Consider the following 19,709-nt stretch of genomic DNA (forward strand, 5'->3'; position numbering starts at 1 on the left):
GTGGCGCCTGGATCCCCGCCTTCGCGGGGATGACGCCATTGGTGTCATTTTCTAAAACTGAACTCACAGCCACAATATGTTTGTCTGTATAAATTTAATTCCTTGGTAAGCTGGCATGATTTTTTAAAACCATCACCCTTTTTAAAATCTTCCTCTAAATATTTAATGCCGTATTTATTAGCCAACTCTAAACCTATACGATTGATGCGCTCAGCGTCTTTGTGTGGACTAGTGGTTAGTGTTGTCCCAAAATAATCAAAGCCCAACTCTTTTGCCTTTTGTGCTACCGCCTCTAGACGATCATGGTAACAAACGGTACAGCGCTTCCCCTTCTCTGGCTCTTTTTCTAATCCCTTTACCATTTCCAACCATGTTGTATGATCATAATCAGCGATAATCATTTCATATTTATATTTTTCCGCAATTCGCTTCGCCTCCTCTAGGCGTTTGTCATATTCGGCGCTTGGCCAAATATTTGGATTGTAAAAATATAAAACAATTTGCGCAAAATCATTTTTCAAAACGTCAATTATGTAGGCACCGCAGCCCACACAGCAAATCTGCATTAATATTCTAGGCTTTTCTGGTTCGGGCATAAAAATAAATTACAAAGAATAAAGAACCGGTGGCCCCGGCGTAAAAATCATATAAAGAAACTGACCTTGTGGGTAAAAATGATTGCACGACTTCACCAAGCGCGGCATATAAAAAACCTAGCGCGATGCTGATAAAATAAATGACGCGGTTTTTATATTCATCTATGAACGCATAAATTAATAAAAAAGAAAAAACACCAAACATTAGAAAGTGCGCTATCTTGTCGATTCCGATGTAATTATCAACAATGTCGCTCGTAATCGGCGCCATTGGTATTGTTAATAATAAAAAGACGAAAATCGTCCATATGATAAGGAGGTGTTTCTTCATAAAGAATTTTTAATAACTTTCTTATCAATATATCGAAAAAATAAAACTAATGACAACATGAATAATACCAGAAAACCAATTGTCAGAACTTTGCCCAGACTTTGCAAAAAGAGTGCGCTTATTCCAAACATGGTTGAAATTAAATAATAAAACAAAACAGTTTTGACTGGTGATAGACCTAAGTCTATCAGGCGAAAGTGCAAATGTTTTCGGTCGGCAAATTTAAAAGGATTTTTACCTTCGCGTAAGCGTCGAATAATTATCCAGAGAACATCCATAATCGGGATGCCCATCACTAATAAAGCAATGGCTATTTTGCCACCAGAGATGATTGCCAAAACTCCCAACGCGTATCCAAGAAATAAGGAAGCCCCTTCGCCCAGAAAGATCTTCGCTGGATGCCAATTCAAAAGTAAAAAACCAAAACTAGCCGCCGATAAAATTAAAGATGCGAAGCCGATGTCCGGTTGGTAGTATTTTGTCGTCATCGTAAAGAGGAAAATAATAAACGCGCCAATGCCCACCACGCCTGAAACTAAACCATCAACACCATCCAAAAGCTTGGTGGTGTACATCATGCCCATTAACCAAATGAAAAGAAAAATATTGGAAAGTAATTTATTGAAATATAAATAACCACCAAAGGGATTACTCATTTTACTAATCTCAATACCGCCAAGCAGAACTAAAATAATGGCCAGAACAGGAAAGATAAATTGCGTACCCGCCTTCATGCGATATTTGTCATCAAGAAAGCCACCAATCATTAGAATAATCCCACCAGCAAAAAAACCTAACCAATGATGAATATTTAGATTGCCGGCCAAAATCTTATCTTGATTCAAGAATAACATCATAAAGAAAACCAAAAAAATCCCCAAGCCCCCCATAAGTGGTACGGGGTTGGGATGTTTTTTCCGATCCTCATCTGGCTTATCAACAAAATTAAATTTCAGGGCAATTTTCCTGATCATTAAAACTGTAATAAAAGACAAAAAAGTGGTAATAATAAAGTAAAAAATATACTGCATTTGTTTTTATAAACTCATTTTTTATAAGGCCACGCCCTTTTCAACTTCAATCTTAGCAGATTCATCCAAAACTACAACATCTCGCCTTTTAAGTTCTCCGGCGAGGATTTTATTGGCAATTGCATCCTCGACTCTTTGCTGTATAACACGACGCAATGGACGAGCGCCAAACTTCGGGTCATAACCCTCTTGGGCGAGTTTCATGACGCCACCTTGTTGCACGCGAAAGCCAATTCCCTTTTCATGCAGCATTGATTCAATTTGTTTTAACATAATATGAGCAATCTGTACTATATTTTGCATGCTAAGTGGTTCAAAAACAATCACGCCGTCAAAACGATTGATAAATTCTGGACGCATAACCTTATTTAGATGTTCATCAATTAAGACTCTTCTAATCTCTTCAATGTCGATGCCGTTAAAAATTGAATCTTGGATATAGGACGCGCCGGCATTAGAGGTGGCAATAATAATACTGTTGGTAAAATCAATTGTGCGACCCTGTCCATCAGTTAAACGACCATCATCTAGTACTTGTAAAAATAAATTCAAAATATCAGGATGCGCTTTTTCCAATTCGTCTAAAAGAATTAGAGAGAATGGTAATTTGCGCACTTTTTCCGTGAGGTAGCCGTTGACACCGTCAGTGTTGCCAATCATTTTATCCACTGAATCAGGATGTTGGTATTCGCTCATGTCAATTCTAATCATGTACGCCTCATCACCAAAATAAACATCGGCAATTGTTTTGGCTAACTCAGTCTTGCCTACGCCCGTCGGTCCCAGGAATAAGAAATTAGCAATCGGCCTTTTATTTTCGCGTAGTTCGGTGCGGGCACGACGTAAACTAGCTGACACCTTTTCAATTGCCTCATTTTGACCAATCATTCGTTCGTGCATTTTTTCTTCTAGGTGTAATAATTCTTTACCTTCACTGATAGTGATTTTGGTTAATGGAATTTTGGTTATTTCCGATACGGTGCGGGCCACATCATTTTCCACAATTTTTGTTATGCCCTCCCTAACTTGCCCAGTGTTAACCGCGGTCATATTAAGAATATTAATCGCCTTTTCTGGTAAATAGCTATCATGAATATAGCGCTGAGATAGACTAATTGCTTTTTCAATAGCACCATAAGAAAAATAGACCTTATTATGAGACTCAATGGCACCAATTTTACTTTCGACAATTTGAATTGCCTGATCACCTTCCGGTTCTTCGATAATAATTTTCTTCATTGCGCGACCCAGTGTCTTGCGTTCAATGTACTTGGTATAATTGTCACTTCCAGCCGTAGCTAAACAGTAAATATTGCGTCTTTCAATTTCATTGGCCAAAACTTCTGACAAATCCAAGCTGCCACCTTCGCCACTACTAATTCCAATCAGGTGTTCTATGTCATAAACACATAAAACGATATTGCCTGAACTAATTACCTCATCAAGGATTGACAACATTCTCCCCTCGGCCTGCGCTGGCGTTGCCCCACTGATAATTCGCGAAGCATCGATCTCAACCAGGCGCATGTCACGCATAAACGATGGCACATCTTCACGCACCATCCGCTCAGCCACACCTCCGACAATGGTTTTCTTACCCACGCCGGTGGCACCGACTAAAATAACACCGTTATTACCGCCTTCAAAAGTTGAAAAAATATTATCCAATTCCTCTTCACGCGCAACGCAAAATTCCAAACGACCATACGCGGAGACCAGTGTTAAGTCATAGCCAAAGCTATCTAAAATAGGCGTTGCAATTGCGGTGTAGGATCGATTCATACTCGTCTTAGGCTTTAGATGAGCCTTCTTTTGATAGATATTATAATTTTCAATCATTTTTTCATTAATATGAAACCATAATACTACATTAAAAATCTTCTCAGCTGTAATCTCAAACTCCAAAAACAATTCCTTTAAATACTCGTCCTTACTTATCAATGCTGTTAAAAGATTGCTGACAGAAACATGTTTTTGTCTAAATGAAATCGCCTCCAAGTAAGCACTAATCAAAACTTCTTTTGTTTCATTGGATAAATCACAGGATTGCGCATCTGATTCTATTTTGAGTAAATAGTTTTTTATTTTTTCAATCAAGTTGTTAAGGTTTGTGTCTAGTCGTGATAAAATTGCCACAACTTCATTATCACTCAGCGCAGCAAAAAATAAATGCACGGGATTAACCTCGGCATTGCCAAGTTTGATTGCCAGTAAAAAAGCATCTTCAATTACCTTAAAAATCTTTTCATCAAAACCGTGTGAGACCTCAACTCTAATTTCGCTTCCAGATTTTACCAACTCAGCCCAATTGTCTGGTAATCGTCTAGTATTAGTTCGGTCTTCGTATTCGGTTTTTTCAATACGTCTACGCTTACGTGATTCCTCGCTAACTCGAAAAAAGATAAACATCCCAGCAATAACACCAATCCAGAAAATCAAAATCAAGGGGTGTTGCTTATTCCAAAAGAAATAATCAGTAAGAGTTTGTGTATTTAGTGAAACAAAATAAAGCCAGATTGCTAAAGTTGCGACTCCAGTCAAAAAAACAACATATGCAATCAAGTTTAGGAAGAAATTTAATTTACGTCGCGCAAAATCTAATTGGATAACTGCTTTACTTAGTCCGAGTTTCCAATAATAAAATTTACCAAAACTAAAAAATCCCAAGCCCATGCCCATACAACTTGAGCATGCGAAGCCGAGTTTATTCTTGCCCGAGCCATTGCAAACGGGACAGACGATAAATTGTTCTTCTTTATTGGGCATTAGTAAATATTAGAGAAATATTGGGATAAATTTGATAAACAATTTCATAAAAAACAAAAAACGGTAAAGCCACCCAAAGCAGGATAAAAACAAAAGACACTAAAGTATAAAAAAGCATAAACAAAGAGCGAAAAATAATTTGCACCATGCGCATAAATACGCTAATTAGGCGCCCTGATATGTCTGTTTGCCCATACATCGGTCGAAAAATATTCTTGATCCAGATAAATACACCAAGAGATCTTTGTTTATCACGCAAAAAATTAAGATTTTTCTTGACTATCATTAATAACCCAAGGCTATACCACCAAAGGGGAAAATACAAAATACTCTGCAAAAATTCTAAAATTATTTTGCCACTGTATAGTAAAGTGTCATTATTTTTCATATTACCAATATTATAACATATTTTGACTAATTATAAAAAACATTTTATTAAATAAAAATAGCTAAAATTAGCTAAGTTAAAAAATGGTAAAATACTTGACAGAAGTTATCCACCCTGATATACTATAATCATAAATAATTACACAAAGTCTTTGTGAAAATACAAAGGTCTTTTTATTTTAATATAATGTAAATCTATTATTTATGAGCACCGACCCGTCCTTTACCGGGAATTTGCAAGTAATATTTAAGAATTCATTAGTTAGACCAATCATATGGCACATAAAAAAGCTGGTGGCTCCAGTCGTAACGGCCGCGATTCCGCAGGTAAACGCCTAGGTACAAAACTTTCCGGTGGACAATTTGCAAAAGCTGGTTCAATCATTGTTAGACAAAGAGGCACCAAGATTCATCCAGGTACAAATGTTCAAATAGGAAAAGATGACACTTTATTTTCTCTTGTTCAAGGTATTGTTAAATTTTCAACTAAAAAAGTTCGTAAATTCAATAACCAATTGAAGAGCACAAAATTTGTCAGCGTTGAAGCTATCTAAAATTTTTTCAGATAAAAAAGCAGTTCGATATGAACTGCTTTTTTTGTGGTAAAAAAATACCCCACGCGTTATTTTGCGTGGGGGTTGATTCTTTTAGACAATAATTAAAATATTCTTTTCCTTGATTGCCAAATTTAACTTCTCAAAGTTTTGAGGATTTTCTACGCTATTCTTTTCAGCAAGACACTGACGAACAGATGACTCGACGCTTGCCCGCCATCTTCTTTTTTTGTCGGCGACAAACAATCCATCAGGGCCTTGAAAAAAAGTTGGGTAATTACCGTCTAAATTCATCTTGCCATAAACATAGAATTTAATTCCCTCGACATTAAAAGTTGCCACAACATCAGCACTTCCAGTTTTATCTAGGCAGAATTTTTTATTAGCCCGTGTAATAGAATTAAGGCGCTCCTGCTTGGTTTGGAAAACAACGGGCGCGACAACCGGCGGTAATTCAACCACTGCATCCTTTTGCACATCGTCTTTACTTCCTGACTTGTGCGACATGCACATGGCCACTTGCTCGCTTGTTTCGATTTTTTCACCTTTAATTGTCGGAACATTCTGGAGTCTGTTTCGGAACAATATCTGTGCAAGTCCACCAATGGTAAAACACACCGTTATTGCCAACAGAGCAATTAATCCAGGCTTACGCCTCACTGGGTTATTGTTTACTCCTTCTGTCTCAGTAGAAATTGTCTCCGGCGTCGTAAGAACTGTTGACTCTAGACGAGGTTTGTAAATCTCAATCCAAGCACCCTGGGCATCAACACCATCTTTATCATAACGACTATTAGCAACTTCGAGGTTGCTATCGGGAAGTTTTTCAAATGAAACAACGCCCCTCAATACACCAATGACTGCCTGACCACGTTCCTCTGCCAACTCTTTGTTTTTTTTAATACTGCCGACTTTGTTCGTCCGAACATAAATCCGAACAAAACGCCCATCGGGCAAAGTGTTGAGCCGAATAATCTCGTGCCCCATTTTACCGGTCAGATCTGCCTTCCCAAGGGGAAATTCCCCTAAATCAATATGCTCCTCAATTTCCCACTTACCGTTATCAAGCGCTAAAACACTTGATGCTAAACACAGCGACATTGCCATAAATAAAAAGAACATTTTCATCTTCATCGTGTTACCTCCTTCTTTGTTGTTTGTAGACGCACTTTTGCGCGTCCGATGAATTGAATATATTAGTATATTTATCTGATTTTGTCAATACTGGTTCTCGATTTTAAAAAAATGTTAAAAAAATTAGCTAAAAATACAAAAAACCTCGCTTATTAAACGAGATTTTAATTATTTGAAGATTTTATTTAAATAATATTTGCAGGATTAAAACCAAGACAGAACCTACGAGAAAACTTGGTAAATATTTTAACTTCTTCCCCTTTTGGCTCATAACCTCTGGTAGTAATTCCCAAAATGAAATATAGAGCATGACACCAGCGGTGGCGCTGATAATAAGACCGAGTAAAAAACCAGAGATGTTTTTAAAGAAATAATAAGTTAATAAAAAACCGGCAATAGTTGGAATGACGGTTAAAAAAGTTAGTAAAAATGATTTAAATTTTTTTCCAGTTGAGTAATAAAGTGGCGCAGCCACACAGATTGCTTCTGGAATATCATGAATAGCAATAGCGAGAGCAATTAAGATAGAGAAATTAAAACCTGGTAGAGCGCCGATGCCGATAGCGATACCTTCTGGTAGATTGTGAATAAAAATACCGAGAAAGATAAAAAGAGCCAATCTTTTTAATTTTTCTGCCCGACTTTCAAGCCCAGATCGAGAATGGTGATAGTGTGGAATTAATTTATTCAATATATGCATCACAAGGCCTCCAAATAGAACACCGACTATAAGTAGCGCTGGGGAAACTTTTTTGTAACTTTCCGGTAGTAATTGTAAAGCTGACACAAAAACCATCACACCAGCTGCAAATGACAACATGTGGTGAATTTGATTAGCGTTATACTTCTTAAAGACGCCTAATAAAGAGCCAATCAGAGGGCCAACAAGAGAAATTATTATAATCACTAATACATTAGTCATGTCTATATTCTACCCTATTTGTTTATTTTACACAAAAACAAAAGAGGCTAATAGCCTCTTTTGTAATCTTTTACTTATTTCTATAATTATATTTGTGCTTCTACATCAACACTACCACCATCTTCTAGGTTCAAAACTTCTTCAGTTTCTGGTGTTTCAGTTGCTTCTACAACTGCCGGTGTTGTTGAGGCATCTGTAGCTGTTATTGTTGACGCTTCCGCCTTAACACATTGTTTCAATTTTTCAGTATAACTCTTCCAAGACTCATTTCTAACAGCAGCTGTTATTTTATTGCTATTCTTTACAGCCTCTTGGTAAGTTGTTGCACAAGCTTTGTTTGCTTCGATTTGATTTTCGCCATCTAGCGCGTTGATTTGACAAAGATTGCGAGCATCTAAAGCTGTAAGGATTGTTTGTGAGTAAGCAGTGAAGGCTTCTTTCAAGGCCGCATCCTTAGCATTGATCGCTTCTTTAACACATGGAACAGCACCAGCTTGCACTTTCTTCATTTCTTTCACTTGTTTCTTCTCTTGCACTTTAGCTTCTTTTCTGATCCCGAACAAAGATGTACCGATTTTTTTAATTTCTTTAAAATTATTCATTTCAGCCAAATTGGGAATTTTTTCCAATTCTCCTGCAACATCTTCTTTCTTAGTTTCTTTCTTTTCTGCGCTTGCCATTGATTTACCCTCAGCGCCCTTTCTAATACCCCATAACGCTGTGCCTTTTTTTACGATTTGTCCGAAGTTTTTAATTTCTGAAGGGTGAGAAATTTTTTCTAAGCCATCAGCCTTAACAGCTACTGCTAATCCCAAGATTAAGGAAAAAGCAACCACTAAAGATAGAGTTTTTTTCATAGTTTTTTTATCCAGCCGCAATTCATCATGTCGACTACAGATGGATTTATTTAATTATAAAAGAGAGAACATAGAGATGCCTCAATGTATTAAATATAGCATTTTTTTGATTCTCTGGCAATGCTTATTTATTCAGCCTCTTATCAATAATTGCTTCTGCCACCAACATCCCATCAATTGCCGCCGAGATGATTCCGCCAGCATAACCAGCACCTTCACCAGCTGGATAAATGCCTTTTATATTAGACTGTAAGGATTCATCACGAAAAATGCGCACTGGTGATGAGCTCCGAGTTTCTACTCCAGTCAGAATAGCATCGGGATGAGAGAAGCCTTTTATTTTTCTTTCCATTTCAGGCAAAGCCTTGCGAATACTGTTTAAAACGTAATCTGGTAAACAACTACTCAGTGAAGTGAGTCGCACACCTGGTTGATAGGTCGGAGTAACGCTCTTGGTGTCAGTTGATGGTTTATTTCTCATAAAATCACCTACTAATTGGGCTGGAGCGCGGTAATTGCCACCGCCGACTGAAAAAGCTTTTTCCTCCCATTTGCGCTGAAATTCAACACCAGCCAAGGGATGGTCAGACTTAAAATCACTGGGTAAAACGTTTACCAATAAAGCGCTATTGGAATTATCACTGTCGCGTGCGTTTTCGCTCATACCATTGGTAACCAATCTTCCATCTTCGGAAGCGGCTGCAACAACATAGCCACCTGGACACATGCAAAAAGTATAAACAGAACGGCTTTCGGTTACATGCTCGACTAACTTATAGCGAGCGGCTGGTAATTTGGGGTGATTATAAAAGTTGCCATATTGTGATTTGTTAATCATTTCCGATTGATGCTCAATACGCAGACCGATTGCAAACGGCTTTGCGGTCATTGTTAGATTTTTTTCATGAAGCATTTCGTAGGTGTCGCGCGCCGAGTGACCCACAGCCACCACTAACTCATCGACGCTTATTTTTTCATTTTCATTAAATATGGCTGTGACAATTTTATCATCAACAATTTCAATATCAGTTAAGCAAGTCTCAAAGCGCACTTCACCGCCTAATTTAATTATTTTCTCACGAATATTTTTAACAATTTTGCGCAATTTGTCAGTGCCAATATGTGCCTGAGCATCAATGGCAATTTCCGGTGATGCGCCCGCATTAATTAATTCATCAAAAATATACTTCTTACGTGGATTATCAACCATGGTGTATAATTTTCCATCAGAGAATGTCCCTGCCCCGCCTTCACCAAATTGAATATTTGATTGTGTATTTAATTTTCCTTCTTTAAAAAATTGATTGACATCTTTTATCCGCGCTTCAACATCTTTACCCCGCTCCACCACCAAAGGTTTTAAACCGGCCTGGGCTAAAAGCAAGGCAGCAAATAAACCACTCGGTCCAGAACCAATAATGACCGGTCTCTGGCTTTTTATGTCTTGAGATATGATTTTTAATTCATAAATATAAGGCATTTGTAATCGAATGCGGTGGCGCTTTATCTTATCTTTATGCGTTTCTACAATTTTAAGCAAATAATCTTCAGGATTTTTCAACTCAACATCTACGGAAAAAACAAAGAGAATTTTACGTTTGTTGCGTGAATCAATTGCCCGTTTAACAATGGTGTATTTTAATAATTCCGCCTCTTTAATTTCTAAAAGCTCCGCAATGCGCAACCCCAAAACACTTTCATCCTCTTCAAGACCAAGTGTTAGTTCTTCAACTCTGATTAATTTATCATTTTTCATAATTACATTTTAAAAACATATTGAATAATAAGTCCTGCGATAACACTAATTCCATAAAGAAGGCCCATGATTTTGAGCACGTCTTTTTTGTTTTTTTCTTCACGAAATAAAACCAAAATACCAAGACCGCCACTAGCACTAAGGCCGGCAATAACGGAACCGAATGTAATTGCGTGACTCATGTACATTTGTGTAATGGTGACCGAGGCAATACAATTTGGAATCAAGCCGATTAGCGCTGTTAAAAATGGCTGCCAAAAACTCTGACCAAGGAATAATTTTTCAAAAGTTGCTTGGCCAACTTGGAAGATGATTAGATTTAACAATAGCGATGCTCCGAAAATATAGGAAAAAATCTTCGCCGTGTGCTTAATCGGGTGCCAAATAATTTCCCTGGGATTAAATTTTTTCGATTCTGAGCTAGGACTATGTCCGCAACAGGCAATCTCATCAACAACAGAGTCATGATTATGGTGCGAGTCATCGTGCCCGTGTGTATAAGCCTCGATATGTTCTAGAGTGAATTTATTTTTCTTTCTAAAAAAGAAATCAACTGTGTAGCCCGCTATTATTGCCACGGCTATCTTGGTTAAAATTAGTGGCAAAATAATTCCAATCTTGTCTGGCTGAGATAAGATAACTGGAATCGCCTCATCAGACGTTGATAGAAAAACAGCCAACAAGGTACCAATTGTTACCAATCTCTGTGAATATAAAGCTGCCCCAACCACGGAAAAGCCACACTGAGGAAAACCTCCAGCAAGGGCACCAATTGCCGGACCGGCAGCACCAGCACCCTGAACTTTTTTTCTGATCAAATTGCCAAATTTATATTCAACCAACTCAATACCGATATACACGATTAGGAGTAAGGGGATCATGCTCACCGAGTCAAGTAAAACATCTAAAAATAGTTCGTACATATAATTTATTTATATAGGAATAATAATTAACTCAAGGTAATTATATCCTTCTTGGGCATTATAGTCAACTAAAAAAGAGTCCGTTATGAACTCTTTTCTCGCTCAAGGAGGTTAATTATTTCACCTCATAAACCAAGGTTACATCAACCTTAATTTCATTTTGACCAGTTTGAACGGTTGGGCTTGTCAAGGCATCTCCGCCCCCGCCCATACCTAATTCCATCTTGGTATTAGAGTACATTGGATACACAATCGGATTAGCATTTTCGGTCACAGTTTTGACTGCCCCCAATGTCATTCCCGCTTGATCCGCAATCATCTGCGCTTTTTCCTTGGCTTTTTGAATTGCCAATTCCCGTGCTTGATTTTTTAAGGCATATTCATCGTCAATAGTAAAATTGATATTACCGATTTGATTAGCGCCCTGTTCGGTTGTCTTTGCAATTACATCACCAATAATATTTAAATCTCGGATTTTTAAAGTTAAAGTTTGAGTCACCTCGTAACCAATTAACTCCTGCCCTTTATTATTAGTCCAATTATATATAGGGTTCAAGTTGTAGTCACTGGTTTTAATATCCTTGTCATCAATTTTCAATTTTTTCAATTCAGCAATAATGCTATTCATTTTTGCAGTGCTGTCCTTCGTCGCCTCCGCCGCCGTCTTCTTCGCCCCCGTCTTCAAACCCACGTTAATATTAGCAATATCCGCCTTGGCATAGACAGTGCCTGAACCGACCACAGAAAAACGGTCTTGATTATTAATTTTATTCGTGGTTATTAACGACACAATGACAATTGCACCAACTACTAAAATCACCAAAGTAGCTAGAAAGGTATGAGTTTTTTGCATAAAATTATTTTTTAATAATAAAGATTATGCATTTATTGTACCATATTTTGGCAAAATGAAAAAGAGAGAAGATTTTTCTCCGCTCTTTTTATTTCATTCTAACGATTGTTATTTTTCTCCGTCCCACTCCGCATAAAATTCTTTCAGATACAGCTCCATAAATTTATGCCGCGCAACTGCAATCTTTTTAGCTGTTTTGGTGTTGATTAGATTTTTCAAAAGCAATAGCTTTTCATAGAAATGATTTATAGTCGGACTATTGTTTTTCTTATACGCTTTAAATGAGTTATGCATTTCTGGCTTGATATCCGGATTATACATTTCTCGACCAGTGTGTCCGCCATAAGCGAAAGTTCTCGCTATTCCTATAGCACCGATCGCGTCGAGTCTGTCAGCGTCTTGGACAATTTCACCCTCCAGTGTCTTCATTGTGGTTTTGACACCAGCGCCCTTAAAAGACAAATCTTTTATTATTGCTGCAACATGTTCAACAATATCTTTATCAACTTTTAATTCTTGCAGCCACTCAGATGTTAGCCTAGGTCCTACACTATCATCACCGTCGGTAAATTTCCAATCAGCAATATCGTGAAGCAAGGCCGCCAATTCTATCACAAATAAATCCCCTTTTTCTTTATTGCCTATCTCTTTGGCAAGCGTCCAGACTCGATAAATATGCCACCAGTCATGCCCTGACCCTTCGCCCGATAATTTCTTTTCAATATATTCTCTAGTTTTTTCGATTATTTGTTTTTTGTTCATAAGTTTATTCCACGTCTTTATGTTGTTCTGGATATCTTCCCAATACTTCGACATGGGCAACATTAATATCTTTGTCATTTATTGGATATTCCGTGGCGATACACACATCGCTATTTTTAAATTCGTTTGTCTGAGATTTGTGAATAATTTTCATATGAATAATTTTATATCAAAAATTGATTGTTGTAATTTAAGAATATTCTATTTTGGTATAGGTGTCAATTAATATATTTAAATTAAATACACAATATTCTATCAGTCGCCCTAGCTCCTTCCAGAATGACAATATTTAAAAATAAAAAAAGAACGAGGTTGACAATTTTGAAAAATAATGCTAAAGTCTGGGAAATAATTCCGTACATTTAAATATTAATCTAAGCATACGAGGGGGCAAAAATGGATAACCAATTTATGGATATTTTTAAACTGGATAAGGAAGGACTGAAAAATCTTAGGCCGGAAGATGTGATGCGGAAAATTTCGATTGAGGAATTTTTCCATATTCTCAAAACTCTTAACAACTTATGGTTTTACGACCGTGAGGCCTTAAAAAATGGAAAGGTCGGATATCATGCAATTTTAAAATCAGAGCTTTGTAGTGATGGATTTGTAAATCTAAAAGGAGTTCTTAAACAATATCCAAACATACGCAAAATTATGGCGTATCAGCTCAAATGGATGATTTTGGAACGGGTAGATAAAGGTATGAAAATGCCCACCCATCTTGCCGGAGTACCAGATGCTGCCACCGAACTCGGCGAGGATCTTGCAGAAATTCTGGGCATAAAATTGGCTCGAGTTGCAAAGACCACAGAGGGACACATTGTTTTCCTCACTAAATTAAATAAAAATGAATCCCTCCTTCTTGTTGAGGATATCTGCTCAAAAGCGACTGGTATCACAGAAACAATAAACGACGCCACTGAGTGTGGCATGGTGGACGCTAGTGCCATTATCAAGGTGGAGATTGTACTCCTTAACCGTGGCGGTCTTAAGTCATTTATTGTTGATGGATACGAATATGAGGTCCTTTCTGCGTTTGAGCACCGCATAAGAGAATACATGCCACCTGGCGCGACCGACGATCTCAGAAATAAATATCCAGATACGCCACCCTGTCCGCTATGCGCGCTCGGTGTACCAAGGGATAAACCCAAAAAAACAGAGGAAAGCTGGACACGCATAACAACAGCGCAGCTCTGAATTGTTCAAAAATAACAAAATAAAGCCAACAAACAAAATATTAATTTTGCAAGTTGGCTTTTTTATTTGCGAATTTAAAATAATTACATTTTTTGCTCTTCCTTTATTTCCGCCATCACTTTCTTCTCTGACTTGTAAAATTTCATTAAGGTTAAAATTAACAAACTGCCCAAGATAATTCCAGCTACATTTAACAAGAGAACATTTAAAGCATTTTCAAAAGCCGGCATTTCATTCTGAGATAAAGCAAGTCCAACCACTGTTAACGGCGGAATCAAGGTGACAGTAATAGCCACACCTGGCAAATTACTGTTAAGCTCTTTTTTGGCCCAAGTAAAGCTAGCGGCAACACCAGCAATAGCTGCAATAGCGAAAACAGAAATTGACGGGTGCATAGCGGTTACGATTTCCGAAGACAATAAATTGAATTCAATACTTTTACCCAATACGAAAGCGATTAGTACTGCTAGAAAAAAAGAAGACAACAAAATACGAATTGATCTAATTAAAACTTTGATATTTAAAATTACCGCCCCAAGGGATATTGCTAAAATCGGTGATAAAAGTGGCGTCACGAGCATGCCCCCAATAACAAGAACAATACTATTAATTATCACTCCCCAACTCACGATTATACTGGAAAGAAAAACTAAAAAATAAAAATCACTTCTAGGTGCTGATGATTCAATAATATTAGCACAAAGCTCGTTTCTTTCTGCATTGCTTACTTCAAAAAGATGTACAATAGAATGGTTATTACTATTTCGAAATGGATTAAACATAAAAAATACTTAAAAAAAATAAACTACATTTTACCTTATTTAGGATTAATAATTAAATAAACTCCTCGAATTTAATTATAACACAACATCATCATTTTTAAAAATTAAAAAAATAGGGACCACATCTCTGTAGTCCCCGGTTATTCCCCGCAGGGATTTTATTTGTTTTTCTCATCCTCTAATACTTTTTTTATAATTATTGATAAATCTGACATCTTTACTGGTTTTAGAATAAATTCTTTAACACCTAGTCCTCTAGCTACCTCCGGTGACATAATTGAACTATAGCCAGTGCACATGATAATCGGAATATCTGGTCGAATGTTTATAATTTTATCCGCCAATTGCGCCCCAGTTAACTCTGGCATTGTTTGGTCAGTTAAAATTAAATCAAAGGAATCTGGACTGTCTTCAAAAATTTTCAAAGCTTCAAGACTGCTAGTGGTACTAATTACATCATACCCTAATAATCTTAAACCCATTGCACAAACATCGGCAATTTGCGGTTCATCATCAACTAGGAGAATTTTTTCACTACCAAGAATAATCAACTCATCTACTTTTTGGCACTTTACTTCCTCTCCACACCAGAGAGGTATAAAAACATTAAACGTAGAACCTTTTCCCAATTCAGAATCAACCGTCACGAAGCCGCCATAGGTAGCCACTATTCCGTGGACGATGGCCAAGCCCATACCGGTTCCTTTGCCAGCACCCCTAGTGGTAAAATAGGGATCAAAGATTCTTTCCTTTACTCTTGAATCCATACCAACACCAGTGTCGGAAATTGACAACTGCATATACGCGCCGGGCTTTGCATCTTCGTTTTTTAGAACCTGATCTTCACTGATAACGACTTTTTTCAAAACTACTGTTAATGCGCCGCCCAATTGCTCCATTGCGTGAAAAGCATTTGTGCATAAATTTGTTACAACTTGATGTATTTGCGTCGCATCAGCTAAAACATAGTTTTGTTCATTGTCTATTTCCTGCACGATTTTAATCGTCGTTGGTAACGAAGATCGCATCATTTTTAATATTTCCTTAATACAAGTCGATAATTGCAATGGCATAAACTCAGCTTTATGTTGGCGGCTAAAACAAAGAATTTGATTGATAAGTAGCTTTGCTCTTTTAGCCGCTGCTACAACATGGCTTAAGTTTTTTTCTTGTTCAGAATCTTTTGGTGCCAATGCGATCGTTAACTCTGTATACCCAAAAATAATACTCAGAATATTATTAAAGTCATGTGCAATTCCTCCCGCCAATGTGCCAATAGCTTCCATTTTTTGTGCTTGATTCAATCTATCTTGAAGCTTTACACGCTCAATTTCAGTCAACTCGCTCTTATTTTTCTCCGTGTGCAACTCCTGGATTTGGCGAATCATCTGCTTGTTCAAGTCAATAATCTTAGCTTCGGCCATATCCCTGTTTCGAAATATGATTTTAAATTTCCCATGAACAAAAAATATGCCAATCATGAGAATTACCCAAAAAATAAAACACCAAGTCTGATTTTGATTAATTTTGTAGCCCTGCGCCAAGATAATTAATGTTAAAAAAACGGCAACAAGGATTAAAACTCTTTGCACTTGAATAAAATCGCCCTGAGCCTTATGCCCAAACAAATCCTTCAAATATTTTATTTTCATGACTTGCCTCCACTTTGAATTGCGTCGCTATTGCCGCTCAGGACTATGCGACCCTGATTTACAAGATTCTGCTTGGCTTCCATAACCATGGAAAGATTCCAAAAAACTTCTGGATAATTTCTTTTCAACATTACTAAGCAATAAACCGCATAAGCCCCCTTGGTACCTGTTTTTTGAATTTTATATGCACGCTGATTCCAAGTGTCAATTTTTTCAATACAGTACCCTTCGTTTATAGCTTGTGCCTGAGCAGAGCTTGGCGTTTCGCAAAGAATTGCCAACTCCATTAATCGCTGGTTGTTTAATGCAAAATGCGCTTTAGCGATTAGGGTATTCGCATCATGTGGCCTCGGTTTCCATTTTCGTTTCTCATTGGTCATGCCAGCCTCTCCTTGTGCTAGATTTTAACAATACCTCAATTAATCGCGATAATGATTTTTTATTAAATTGTCAAGGTTCGTTTTGTGGTTATTTACATTGCAACCTTAAATCTTTCACCCCCTTTTGTCAAACTAGTTTTTATTTGTTAAAATAATACTATGTTAACTTTAGCACAAATATATTTGAGTTTAATTAAATTTCAATATATAATTCTATTTCCAGTAGTTGTTATAGAAGGCCCGATTATTTCGGTTATTGGCGGCTTTTTGATCGCCCAGGGTTTAATGAATTTTTATCTAACCTATGCGATTATCATCATCGGCGATTTAGCCGGAGACTGTCTTTATTACTCTCTAGGAAGATGGGGGCGAGATTTTGGCCTAAGGCTTTTGCGATTAACGCCGCGTCGGTTGGAAAAGCTGGAACATCATTTCGACAATCATGGTGGCAAAACAATTCTATTAAGCAAACTTGCTCATGGCATTGGCACTACTTTTTTATTTGCGGCTGGCGCAGCCAAAATGCCTTTTGGAAAATATTTATACTACAATGGATTAGGCACAATCCCCAAGTCTCTCATTTTAATTATTATTGGTTATTTATTTGGAAAATCATTTGTCCGCATTGGAACATATTTTGACTACTATGCGCTTTTCACAATATTTTTAGGAATTGTTTTATTGACTGTTTATGTTATGCTAGCCAAGAAGATTCAAAAAAAAGAAGATATATAAAATTTGCAGTTTTATTTAATTTCAACAAAGGCCTCTATAGCACCGGCTACCTCTGGGAAATTATTTAAAACTAAAATATGATCAGCTTCATCCAAGAGAATTAACTTGGATTTTTTTATTTTTTGCGACATGCTAATTGCACCAGCCACAGGAAAAATTGAATCTTTTTTGCCATGCACAATCAAAGTTGGTTGATTGATTTGATTAACAATTGCCTCATAGTCCACTTCATATGATTGTCGACTTCCAAAAAGATAGACCCGTAAACTAGTATTACTAACATCGGCAACCATACGTGGAATATTCCAGTCGCCAGTATTTTTGAAACGATTATAATCAATATGCTCTCCGCTTGACGGATTAAAAGGCAAAATTTTTAACAAGCCAACTAAATTAAATAATGGTCTAATAACTTTTGCAATTGGAATTCGATTCGGTGCGTAGTTAGGACTAAGAAAAATAACTTTCTCGACCATGCCCATATGTTGAGCCATAAATTCAAGTGCAACTAAGACGCCAAAAGAATGACTGACTAAAATGAAAGATTCTATTTTTAGATAAGAAAGTAAATCAAAAATATCTTCTGCAAATTTACTAATAGCATAATCTTCCAGATTAGGAAATTTAGCTGATTTACCATGTCCGCGCAAATCGAAAGTTAAAATATTAAATTTATTACTAAACTTTTCTTCATACAACTTCCAGGCTGACGAACTACCAGAGATTCCGTGCACAAAAAACAAGGTTGGACGATCCGACTTAAATTCATTCATTTTATAATATATTTTTTTGGGAGAATAAATATATTCAGTCATATTTAAAGTATTGAGTAATATAAATCCAAAAGCTTATCAACACTACGATTGATGTCATATTCACGACTAAGTTGAAGACTCTTTTTTGACATGATTTTCAAAAGCTCATCATCATTTAATAAGCGAACTGCATTTCGCGCTAGATCATTGTAATCCTCAGCCTTAAACAAAAAACCATTACCGTCAACCAAAAAAACCGATGCGCTATCCTTGGCATCTGCAATCAAAAGAGGCATGCCACAAGCCATCGCTTCAAGCACCACCATGCCCTCCAATTCCGCCAAGGAGGTAAGAACAAAAACATCTGCCGCACTATAGGCCAAAACCAAATCTTCATCACTCACCTTGCCGCAAAAAGTAATATATTCATCAAGATTAAGACTGGTCGCCAATTTCTTCATTGCTTCCTCTTGATGACCAGATCCAGCCAAAATAATATGCGTTTTTGGTGCTGCCGCAATAATATTCGGCACCGCCTTAATCAAGGTGTCGATGGATTTTTCAGGATGAAAACGTCCAACAAATAATAAATGCTTATTAGTCTTATCTAAGTTATATTTTTTAAAAAATTCATCCGCATTGGTTTTTTTAAAATGAGAAGTATCAACGCCGTTGGAAATAACCGCTGTCTGTATCTCGCTATTCAAATCAGGAAATAATCTTTTTGCAAACTCTGTTGGATAAATAATCGCTTCCGCTTGGTGATACAACCAATACATGAATTTATAAAAAGCTCGATTCAAGGTGCCTTTAGGCATCATTTTTGGCAAATGTAGAAAAACATTTTCCGGTTGTGAATGTGAATGCGTTACCACTTTAATTCCCAAAGACTTTGCCGCTTTGGTCGCCACAATTGAAGATGGTGTTGGAATGATATTATGCAAAATATCGATTTTTTCTTCGATTAAAATTTTCTTAATCTGCCCCTCGGTTGGAAAAGAAATATATAATTGTTTCTCCGTCTTTGGTAATAAAATAGCTGGGAAGCGATAAGCCTTAATGCCATTGTAGTGGTCACGATAACCGTTATTATTTGGCGACTTAGCAGCAATAAAGATCACCTTATGTCCGCGACTTTTCAACAGTTCTGCAAAGCGCAGAGCGGAAACAAAAGAACCGGCTACATAGTCGGTAATCGGATCGCAAACAATGGCGATATTTAATTTTCTTTGATTTTCTGAGTCCATACTGTTGAAACATTAGCTAAGAACATCATACACCTGAATAACAAAAAAATCAAGATTATGTCTTAATCTTAATTTTAACAAAC

General features: G+C 37.0%; 21 protein-coding genes. 3 read left to right on the forward strand and 18 right to left on the reverse strand.

Annotated elements, in window-relative coordinates; genetic code table 11:
* Nucleotides 1–44 precede the first annotated feature (44 nt).
* From KKD45_01030 to KKD45_01050, 5 genes are read right to left on the reverse strand one after another with little or no spacing between them, the layout of a single operon-like run.
* Nucleotides 45–596: an epoxyqueuosine reductase QueH gene (locus KKD45_01030; GenBank protein MBU4309088.1), complete on the reverse strand. Its 552-nt coding sequence runs from the start codon at nt 594–596 to the stop codon at nt 45–47.
* Complete coding sequence (locus KKD45_01035) at nt 574–927, reverse strand: VanZ family protein (GenBank protein ID MBU4309089.1); 354 nt, start codon at nt 925–927, stop codon at nt 574–576. Before KKD45_01035 ends, KKD45_01030 begins: the two co-directional genes overlap by 23 nt.
* A complete protein-coding gene (locus KKD45_01040) occupies nt 924–1,958 on the reverse strand; it encodes an undecaprenyl/decaprenyl-phosphate alpha-N-acetylglucosaminyl 1-phosphate transferase (GenBank protein ID MBU4309090.1) in 1,035 nt (344 codons plus the stop codon). The genes KKD45_01035 and KKD45_01040 overlap by 4 nt, the downstream gene beginning before the upstream one ends.
* A gap of 21 nt (nt 1,959–1,979) precedes the next feature.
* Entirely contained in the window at nt 1,980–4,724 is a 2,745-nt protein-coding gene (locus tag KKD45_01045; GenBank protein ID MBU4309091.1) for an AAA family ATPase, read from the reverse strand.
* Nucleotides 4,714–5,112: a hypothetical protein gene (locus KKD45_01050; protein ID MBU4309092.1), complete on the reverse strand. Its 399-nt coding sequence runs from the start codon at nt 5,110–5,112 to the stop codon at nt 4,714–4,716. The genes KKD45_01045 and KKD45_01050 overlap by 11 nt, the downstream gene beginning before the upstream one ends.
* 274 nt (nt 5,113–5,386) lie before the next feature.
* Here KKD45_01050 and rpmA point away from each other — a divergent pair, with 274 nt between their 5' ends.
* Nucleotides 5,387–5,665, forward strand: a complete 279-nt coding sequence (gene rpmA / locus KKD45_01055) for a 50S ribosomal protein L27 (protein MBU4309093.1) — start codon at nt 5,387–5,389, stop codon at nt 5,663–5,665.
* Nucleotides 5,666–5,758: 93 nt separating this feature from the next.
* Here rpmA and KKD45_01060 read toward each other — a convergent pair whose 3' ends face one another.
* From KKD45_01060 to KKD45_01095, 8 genes are all read right to left on the reverse strand, one after another.
* Nucleotides 5,759–6,799 (reverse strand): hypothetical protein, encoded by a 1,041-nt coding sequence (locus KKD45_01060; protein ID MBU4309094.1) that lies wholly within the window; start codon nt 6,797–6,799, stop codon nt 5,759–5,761.
* Nucleotides 6,800–6,980: 181 nt separating this feature from the next.
* A complete protein-coding gene (locus tag KKD45_01065) occupies nt 6,981–7,721 on the reverse strand; it encodes a ZIP family metal transporter (GenBank protein MBU4309095.1) in 741 nt (246 codons plus the stop codon).
* Between the two features lie 86 nt (nt 7,722–7,807).
* A complete protein-coding gene (locus KKD45_01070; GenBank protein ID MBU4309096.1) occupies nt 7,808–8,578 on the reverse strand; it encodes a hypothetical protein in 771 nt (256 codons plus the stop codon).
* Nucleotides 8,579–8,702: 124 nt separating this feature from the next.
* The gene (locus KKD45_01075) at nt 8,703–10,334 is read right to left on the reverse strand and encodes an NAD(P)/FAD-dependent oxidoreductase (GenBank protein MBU4309097.1); all 1,632 of its coding nucleotides are present in this window, start codon (nt 10,332–10,334) and stop codon (nt 8,703–8,705) included.
* Between the two features lie 2 nt (nt 10,335–10,336).
* The gene (locus KKD45_01080) at nt 10,337–11,257 is read right to left on the reverse strand and encodes an arsenic efflux protein (protein ID MBU4309098.1); all 921 of its coding nucleotides are present in this window, start codon (nt 11,255–11,257) and stop codon (nt 10,337–10,339) included.
* Nucleotides 11,258–11,372: 115 nt separating this feature from the next.
* A complete protein-coding gene (locus tag KKD45_01085; GenBank protein ID MBU4309099.1) occupies nt 11,373–12,110 on the reverse strand; it encodes an SIMPL domain-containing protein in 738 nt (245 codons plus the stop codon).
* A gap of 108 nt (nt 12,111–12,218) precedes the next feature.
* On the reverse strand, nt 12,219–12,872 hold the full coding sequence (locus KKD45_01090) for an HD domain-containing protein (GenBank protein MBU4309100.1): 654 nt from the start codon (nt 12,870–12,872) through the stop codon (nt 12,219–12,221).
* 4 nt (nt 12,873–12,876) lie between these two features.
* Complete coding sequence (locus KKD45_01095) at nt 12,877–13,026, reverse strand: hypothetical protein (protein MBU4309101.1); 150 nt, start codon at nt 13,024–13,026, stop codon at nt 12,877–12,879.
* A gap of 242 nt (nt 13,027–13,268) precedes the next feature.
* On the opposite strand from KKD45_01095, the gene KKD45_01100 reads away from it, so the two are divergent.
* Complete coding sequence (locus KKD45_01100; protein MBU4309102.1) at nt 13,269–14,075, forward strand: phosphoribosyltransferase; 807 nt, start codon at nt 13,269–13,271, stop codon at nt 14,073–14,075.
* A gap of 83 nt (nt 14,076–14,158) precedes the next feature.
* Here the strand turns inward: KKD45_01100 and KKD45_01105 are convergent, their stop codons facing one another.
* The 3 genes from KKD45_01105 to KKD45_01115 form a co-directional block, all read right to left on the reverse strand.
* Nucleotides 14,159–14,857 carry a DUF389 domain-containing protein gene (locus KKD45_01105; protein MBU4309103.1) on the reverse strand — a complete coding sequence of 233 codons (699 nt, stop codon included), beginning with the start codon at nt 14,855–14,857 and terminating at the stop codon, nt 14,159–14,161.
* A 158-nt stretch (nt 14,858–15,015) separates the two neighbouring features.
* Nucleotides 15,016–16,509 carry a response regulator gene (locus KKD45_01110; protein MBU4309104.1) on the reverse strand — a complete coding sequence of 498 codons (1,494 nt, stop codon included), beginning with the start codon at nt 16,507–16,509 and terminating at the stop codon, nt 15,016–15,018.
* Nucleotides 16,506–16,889 carry a hypothetical protein gene (locus KKD45_01115; GenBank protein ID MBU4309105.1) on the reverse strand — a complete coding sequence of 128 codons (384 nt, stop codon included), beginning with the start codon at nt 16,887–16,889 and terminating at the stop codon, nt 16,506–16,508. Before KKD45_01115 ends, KKD45_01110 begins: the two co-directional genes overlap by 4 nt.
* 159 nt (nt 16,890–17,048) lie before the next feature.
* Here KKD45_01115 and KKD45_01120 point away from each other — a divergent pair, with 159 nt between their 5' ends.
* Nucleotides 17,049–17,624, forward strand: coding sequence for a DedA family protein (locus tag KKD45_01120; protein ID MBU4309106.1), 576 nt, complete (start codon nt 17,049–17,051; stop codon nt 17,622–17,624).
* Nucleotides 17,625–17,635: 11 nt separating this feature from the next.
* Here KKD45_01120 and KKD45_01125 read toward each other — a convergent pair whose 3' ends face one another.
* Entirely contained in the window at nt 17,636–18,397 is a 762-nt protein-coding gene (locus KKD45_01125) for an alpha/beta hydrolase (GenBank protein MBU4309107.1), read from the reverse strand.
* Between the two features lie 44 nt (nt 18,398–18,441).
* On the reverse strand, nt 18,442–19,626 hold the full coding sequence (locus KKD45_01130) for a glycosyltransferase (protein MBU4309108.1): 1,185 nt from the start codon (nt 19,624–19,626) through the stop codon (nt 18,442–18,444).
* Nucleotides 19,627–19,709 lie beyond the last annotated feature (83 nt).

The sequence above is a fragment of the Patescibacteria group bacterium genome (assembly GCA_018897195.1).
Lineage (GTDB): Bacteria > Patescibacteriota > Patescibacteriia > Patescibacteriales > UBA12075 > JAHILH01.